General features: G+C 69.6%; 7 protein-coding genes. 5 read left to right on the forward strand and 2 right to left on the reverse strand.

Annotated elements, in window-relative coordinates; all coding sequences use genetic code 11:
• Nucleotides 1–73 precede the first annotated feature (73 nt).
• Nucleotides 74–562 carry a hypothetical protein gene (locus tag ASF25_RS13965; protein ID WP_244473013.1) on the forward strand — a complete coding sequence of 163 codons (489 nt, stop codon included), beginning with the start codon at nucleotides 74–76 and terminating at the stop codon, nucleotides 560–562.
• Between the two features lie 32 nt (nucleotides 563–594).
• On the opposite strand, the gene queF is transcribed toward ASF25_RS13965, so the two are convergent.
• Nucleotides 595–1,059: a preQ(1) synthase gene (gene queF, locus ASF25_RS13970; protein ID WP_056305240.1), complete on the reverse strand. Its 465-nt coding sequence runs from the start codon at nucleotides 1,057–1,059 to the stop codon at nucleotides 595–597.
• Between the two features lie 281 nt (nucleotides 1,060–1,340).
• Here queF and eno point away from each other — a divergent pair, with 281 nt between their 5' ends.
• The 4 genes from eno (at nucleotide 1,341) to ASF25_RS13990 (ending at nucleotide 5,372) form a co-directional block, all read left to right on the forward strand.
• The gene (gene eno / locus ASF25_RS13975; RefSeq protein WP_056261289.1) at nucleotides 1,341–2,630 is read left to right on the forward strand and encodes a phosphopyruvate hydratase; all 1,290 of its coding nucleotides are present in this window, start codon (nucleotides 1,341–1,343) and stop codon (nucleotides 2,628–2,630) included.
• A gap of 80 nt (nucleotides 2,631–2,710) precedes the next feature.
• The gene (locus ASF25_RS13980) at nucleotides 2,711–3,121 is read left to right on the forward strand and encodes a DUF393 domain-containing protein (RefSeq protein WP_056170896.1); all 411 of its coding nucleotides are present in this window, start codon (nucleotides 2,711–2,713) and stop codon (nucleotides 3,119–3,121) included.
• A gap of 125 nt (nucleotides 3,122–3,246) precedes the next feature.
• On the forward strand, nucleotides 3,247–3,498 hold the full coding sequence (locus ASF25_RS13985) for an acyl carrier protein (protein ID WP_056305242.1): 252 nt from the start codon (nucleotides 3,247–3,249) through the stop codon (nucleotides 3,496–3,498).
• 107 nt (nucleotides 3,499–3,605) lie between these two features.
• A complete protein-coding gene (locus ASF25_RS13990) occupies nucleotides 3,606–5,372 on the forward strand; it encodes an HAD-IIIC family phosphatase (RefSeq protein WP_082502704.1) in 1,767 nt (588 codons plus the stop codon).
• On the opposite strand, the gene ASF25_RS13995 is transcribed toward ASF25_RS13990, so the two are convergent.
• On the reverse strand, nucleotides 5,330–6,436 hold the full coding sequence (locus ASF25_RS13995) for a hypothetical protein (RefSeq protein ID WP_056305244.1): 1,107 nt from the start codon (nucleotides 6,434–6,436) through the stop codon (nucleotides 5,330–5,332). The genes ASF25_RS13990 and ASF25_RS13995 overlap by 43 nt on opposite strands.
• Nucleotides 6,437–6,693: the final 257 nt, after the last annotated feature.

The raw sequence follows: 6,693 nt of genomic DNA on the forward strand, positions 1-6,693 counted from the left end.
CATGAGGTGACCGCGCGAACGGGCGCGGAGACGATTTCGAATGCCGATCCTCATCGCTCTGGCAGGGGCCCTCGTGACCGGCCTGATCTACTGGGTCAGGTACGGGAACGGCATGCAACACATCGATCACGCCGTACGGGACTGGCGGACCGCCCGGCGCCGACGGGCGAGCGAGCGCCAGATCCGTTCGGCACCACTGCGATCCCTGCTTAATCCCGCCGATGCGGCCGGCGTGTTGATGGCGCTGGTGGCCCGACAGCGCGGCGTCCGGACGCCCGAGCAGGAGAGCGAGATCCTGAACCAAATGCGCGACGTGACCGACCCGAGCGACGATCTGGCAACCCGTATGGTGGTGATCCGCCATGCGGCCGATCAAGCGGCACCCGATCCCGATCTGGCGATCCGGTCCCTCGCGCCGCTCCTGCGCGACCGGCTGACCCAGGGCGAACGGGATGACCTGTGCCGGATGTTGACGGCGGTGGCCACGGTCCATCACGGCCCGACGGAGTCGCAGAGCAGGTTCGTCGAGCAGGTTCGGCGCGCGATCTACGAAGACCGCTAGGACCGCCGAGGGGCGTGCAGGCCCGGTGCGCCTCAGCGTGCCCGGTAGGGCGGCACACCCTGTTCGGGCAGCCAGACCGACTTCAGCGGCTCACCGCTCTGCCAGAACACGTCGATGGGAATGCCGCCGCGCGGATACCAGTAGCCGCCGATGCGCAGGTAGCGCGGGGCCAGCAGTTCCGTCAGGGTCAAGCCGATGCCGACGGTGCAATCCTCGTGGAAGGCCCCATGGTTGCGGAAAGCCGTGAGGTACAGTTTGAGCGACTTCGATTCGACCAGCCACTGATCCGGCACGTAGTCGATCACCAGGATGGCGAAATCCGGCTGGCCCGTGACGGGGCAGAGCGACGTGAATTCCGGAACCGTGAAGCGGGCGAGGTAATCCGTACCCGGATGCGGATTCGGCACCCGATCGAGACGGGCCTCCTCGGGGGAGCCGGGAAGGGGCGTGGCCTGCCCCAATTGGAGCGTTTCGGGGTTCAGGGGCGCGTGCGTCATGCCCCTCGCTATAACGTGCGATGCAGGGGCGCGCATCTGCCGGTTCGTCGCTGTCGCGCGGAGCACAGGGCGACGACAAGATTTTCTTGAGGGGCGGGCGAACATTCTTGGGAGCCTTCCCACCCTCCGCAGGGGCCGGACGCTTGCCCGATGCGTGACGTTGGCGGATAAGCCTCGACTGAATCGCGATCTCGACCCGATGCCCCGGTCGGCAGGGATTGAGGACCGGGCCTCGTGTCGGGCTCGCCCCAGGGATCGCAACGACGCAAGAAGGCTCCTGCATGACCGCGATCACCAACATCGCCGCCCGCGAGATCCTCGACAGCCGGGGCAACCCGACCATCGAGGTCGACGTCCTCCTCGAGGATGGCTCCTTCGGCCGGGCGGCCGTGCCCTCGGGTGCCTCCACGGGCGCCCACGAGGCCGTGGAGTTGCGTGACGGCGACAAAGGTCGATTCGGCGGCAAAGGCGTGCGCAAGGCGGTCAACGCCGTGCAGTCCGACATCCTCGACGCCATCGGGGGCATGGACGCCGAGGACCAGATCGCCATCGACGAGGCGATGATCGAACTCGACGGCACGCCGAACAAGGCGCGGCTGGGTGCCAACGCCATCCTGGGCGTCTCCCTCGCCGTCGCCAAGGCGGCGGCCGAGACCGCCGGCCTGCCGCTCTACCGCTACATCGGCGGAACGCAGGGCCGGGTGTTGCCGGTGCCGATGATGAACATCATCAACGGCGGCGCGCACGCCGACAATCCCATCGATTTCCAGGAATTCATGATCATGCCGGTGGGCGCGTCCTCGCTCGCCGAGGCGGTGCGCATGGGCGCCGAGGTGTTCCACACCCTGAAGGGCGCCCTCAAGAAGGCCGGCCACAACACCAATGTGGGCGACGAGGGCGGTTTCGCCCCGAACCTGCCTTCGGCCGAGGCCGCCCTCGACTTCGTCATGCAGTCGATCCAGGCCGCCGGCTTCAAGCCCGGCACCGACATGGTGCTGGCCCTCGACTGCGCCGCCACCGAGTTCTTCAAGGACGGCGCCTACCGCTACGAGGGCGAGGGCCAGACCCGGGACATCGAGGCGCAGGTGAGCTACCTCGCCAAGCTCGTCGACAGCTACCCGATCCTGTCCATCGAGGACGGCATGTCTGAGGACGACTGGGCGGGCTGGAAGCTGCTGACCGAGCGCGTCGGCGACCGCTGCCAGCTCGTCGGCGACGACCTGTTCGTCACCAACGTGACCCGCCTGTCGCGCGGCATCGTCGAGGGGACGGCGAACTCAATCCTGGTGAAGGTGAACCAGATCGGCACGCTCACCGAGACCTTGGCCGCCGTCGATATGGCCCAGCGCGCCGGCTACACCGCGGTGATGTCCCACCGCTCCGGCGAGACCGAGGATTCGACCATCGCGGACCTCGCCGTCGCGACGAATTGCGGGCAGATCAAGACCGGTTCGTTGGCCCGCTCCGACCGGTTGGCGAAGTACAACCAGCTCATCCGCATCGAGGAAGGCCTCGGCTCGCAGGCCCGCTATGCCGGCCGCGAGGCCCTGAAGATCCGCTCCGCGCACTGAGCCCTACGTTCATCGAACACCCGGCGGCCGCGGCATCTGTCGCGGCCGCTTTTTCGTGCGTACCGCCCTATCTCACGGGGATGGACACGACCTCCGACGCCCCGCTCACCGTCTATTACGACGGCGCCTGCCCCCTCTGTGCGGCCGAGATCCGAACCTATCGCCGGTGCCGGGGTGCCGACGCCCTCGCCTGGGTGGATGTGAGCCGGGACGGTCCGGCCGATCTCGGCGGCCTCAGCCGCGCCGACGCCCGAGCTCGCTTCCATGTCCGCGACCGTGACGGACGCCTTGCCTCGGGGGCCGCGGGCTTCTTCACCCTGTGGGCGCATCTGCCCGGATGGCATCGCCTCGCCTGGATACGCCACGTCCCGGGCGTGCCGTGGCTTGCCGAGGTCGCCTACCGCCTGTTCCTCCCCCTGCGGCCCCGGATCGCCCGCATCCTCGGGGGCCGGACACCCTGCGACGGGGCGTGCGGACCGCGCTCCCCGTGAGCTCGGGGGAGATCGCCGGGACAGCCCCGGGGCAAGCGAAAGAGGTGGCTGACCGGGCGGCGTCTTGATATGCGGGCGCCGAGATCGGCCCGGATCGTAGCTCGGGCGAACGAGGCGAGGGCGGCATGCACACCGACGCGGTCCAGGCACGATTGACCACCCTGTTTCGCGAGGTGTTCGGCGATCCCGCCCTGGTCATCCATCCCGAAACCACCGCGAACGACATCGAGGGCTGGGATTCGGGACGCATGATCGAGCTCATCGTCGCGGCGGAGGCGGAATTCGGTATCCGCCTCACCACGCGCGAGGTCGACGGCATGGCGCGGGTGGCGGATTTCATCGCCATCATCGCGGCGAAGACGGCGGACCGGCCCTGAGCCTCCCCCTCGCCTGGCTCCCCGAACCGAAGGATTGGGCGGGCGCGACCGCGCGTGCCCGATCCTGGGACGCGTTCGTCGCCCTGGCCAACACCCGCCTCGACCCAATGCGGACGAACGGCCTCGACCGGATGCTGCGCAAGGCGTTTCCGGCGGGACCGCCCGGCGATCTGGCGACGCGTCCGCTGCGCCTCGCCGTGCTGTCATCGTCCACGGTCTCGCACCTCCTGCCGGCGATCCGCATCGGCGGCTTGCGCCGGGGCCTGTGGGTCGAGACCTACGAGGCGCCCTTCGGTGCCTACGCGCAGGACCTCGCCGATCCCGCCTCCGGCCTGCACGCGTTCGGACCGGACGCGATCCTGTTCGCCCTCGATACCCCGCACCTCACCGGCGGTCTGAACCCCGCGGCCGGCCCGGAGGAGGCGCAGGCGGCCCAGGCGCAAGCCCTTCGCCGCCTGCGCGAGACCTGGCGCCGCGCGCGAGACGGCTTCCGCTGCCCGGTGATCCAGCAGACGCTTCTTCCCGTGGCACTGCCCCTCATGGGCTCCAACGAGCATCGCCTGCCCGGCTCGCGCCGCCACGCCGTGACGCGCCTCAACGCCGGCATCCGCGCGGCGGCGGAGTCCGACGGCGTCGACATCCTCGCCCTCGACGAGGCGGCGGCCCAGGACGGACTCGCCGCCTGGCACGATCCGGTCTGGTGGCTGCGCGCCAAGCAGGCGATCGCACCGTCCGCGGCCCCCCTCTACGGCGACCACGTCGCCCGGCTGCTCGCAGCGGGGCAGGGCCTCTCGAAAAAGTGCCTCGTGCTCGACCTCGACAACACCCTGTGGGGCGGCGTGGTGGGCGACGACGGCACCGCCGGTCTCGTCCTTGGGCAGGGCAGCGCGGAGGGCGAGGCCTATCTCGGCCTCCAGGCGTATGCGCGCGATCTCGCCGCGCGCGGGGTGATCCTTGCCGTCGTCTCGAAGAACGACGCGGCCAACGCCCTCGACGTGTTCGAGAATCATCCCGAGATGCTGCTGCGCCGGGGCGACATCGCCGCCTTCCTGGCGAACTGGGACGACAAGGCCACGAACCTGCGCCAGGTCGCCGAGACCCTCGGCATCGGCCTCGACGCCCTCGTCTTCGTCGACGACAATCCGTTCGAGCGCGAATGGGTGCGGGCGGAGCTGCCCATGGTGGCCGTGCCCGAACTGCCCGAGGACCCCGCCCTCTACGCCGGCCGCCTCGCCGAAGCGGGCTATTTCGAAGCCCTCCGCGTCACCGACGAGGACCGGGCGCGGGGGGCCCATTACGCCGCCAACGCCGCGCGGGTGGCGACCGTCTCGGAAGGGGGCGACCTCGCCGCCTACCTCGCCGGCCTCGACATGCGCCTAGTCTGGCGGCGGTTCGACCCCGTCGGGTTGCCGCGCATCGTCCAGTTGATCAACAAGACCAACCAGTTCAACCTCACCACCCGGCGCACCACAGAGGACGAGATCCGTGCCCTGATCGCCGATCCGCACGCCCTCGGCCTGCAGTTCCGGCTCGTCGACCGCCTCGGCGACAACGGCATGATCGGCGTGGTGGTGGCGCGGGAGACCGAGCCGGAAACCCATGCCATCGAGACCTGGCTGATGAGCTGCCGGGTCCTCGGCCGAGGGGTGGAGGCGGCGGTTCTGAGGGTTCTGGCCGAGGTCGTCGCTGAGGCGGGCGGCCGCCACCTCGTCGGCCGCTACCGGCCGAGCCCGAAGAACGGCATGGTGCGCGGCCATTACCCCGGGCTCGGGTTCACGCCCCTCGCCGCGGAGGCCGACGGCAGCGAGACCTTCCGCCTGGCGCTCGCCGATTACAGGCCGGGGCCGAGCCCCATCGTCATCGCCCACGGCTGAGGCGCCGGGCCGGGGAGGGGGGCCGCTTCGAGCCGCCGCCCGGCCGACCATAGTCGGTCGCCCTCCGGCCCGACGACGACGAGCCCCATCATCAGATCGCGATAGCTGTCGGGCATGCGTGCCGCGACCCAGACCCGCTGCCAGCATTCCCGCAAGTCGAGGTCGGCATCGCGCCAGCCGAGGCGAAAATGCCCGATGGCCGCCCCGACCCGCTCGCCGCGAAAGCTCGCCGGAACCCAGACCCACGCGGAAAAGACGTGGACCGCGTTCGGATCGAGGCGGTCCGTGCGTTGGCGCGCACCGAACACGCAGACGCCGTCCGTGGGCGTTCCGAGCACGTGCGCGACGGCCCGGCCCGACGCACCGGCCAGGAGATTCGGCAGGACCGGAGCGGGAGCCGCGAGGCCCCGCGCCCGAACGAGGCCGTCTGCATCGGTCATGAGATCGACCCAGGATTCGAGGTCGATCTCGTAGGCGGTCTCGTACGGTGCGAAGCGCCGGACATGTCCGGCCAGCCAGCCATCGCGCGCCTCCGCCCGTCCTGACGGGTCCCCCGGCTGCGCCGCACGCACGTTGAGAAGAGGCGCGGGTCCGTGGCGCCGGATCGCCCGGGCCAGGGCATCGGCCTGCCCATCGGTATCGCCCTTGCGCACCAGGATCTTCTCGCCGCCTGCGAGATCCTCCAAGAGACGGCGCTTGAGATAGGCAACCTTGCCGATCTCGCGCCGATGGATCGTCTCCGGAGCGGTGGTTTCGATGAAATCGGATGTGTTGTAGGCGAACCCGTAGCGCCGGCTGCGGACATAGAGCCGCCCCGTAAAGCTCGCCAGGATCTCGAGATCGTCGGCCGCGCCATAATGCCGGAAATCGGTCTCGAGGGCGTCCATCAGCGCCGCGTGTTCGACGGACGAGAATCGAAACAGGCCCAGGGGTTCGACGCCGCAATAGCGTTGCACCAACCCGAACTCGCAATTGTCGCCGAGGCTCTCGAAACACGTCGCCAGAGCCCCGATGGCACGGCCGGCGGGAGGAGCGATGCGGCGCCAGGGGAGGGCGAACCTCATCGGGTTCGCCCCTGTCGGGCCTGCGCAGTGTCTCGGTACGTCATGCCACGACGCATACCGCGCGCGCCGACCGCATCTCAAGTCGCTCGGAACGGCAGGATCCTGGGCTGAATGCGGAACGGAGGGAGCGGCGGAACTGGCGTTCCAGATCGCGTCAGGGGGCCGTGTGAGGCGGGATGACGCTTTCGTCGCGAAAATTTCGTTTCCCCGTCATTTGGCCGTTGACGGTTGGGCTGTGGGGCCGTAGAAGCCTGTTC

It is taken from the genome of Methylobacterium sp. Leaf100 (assembly GCF_001422845.1).
In the GTDB taxonomy this organism is placed as follows: domain Bacteria; phylum Pseudomonadota; class Alphaproteobacteria; order Rhizobiales; family Beijerinckiaceae; genus Methylobacterium.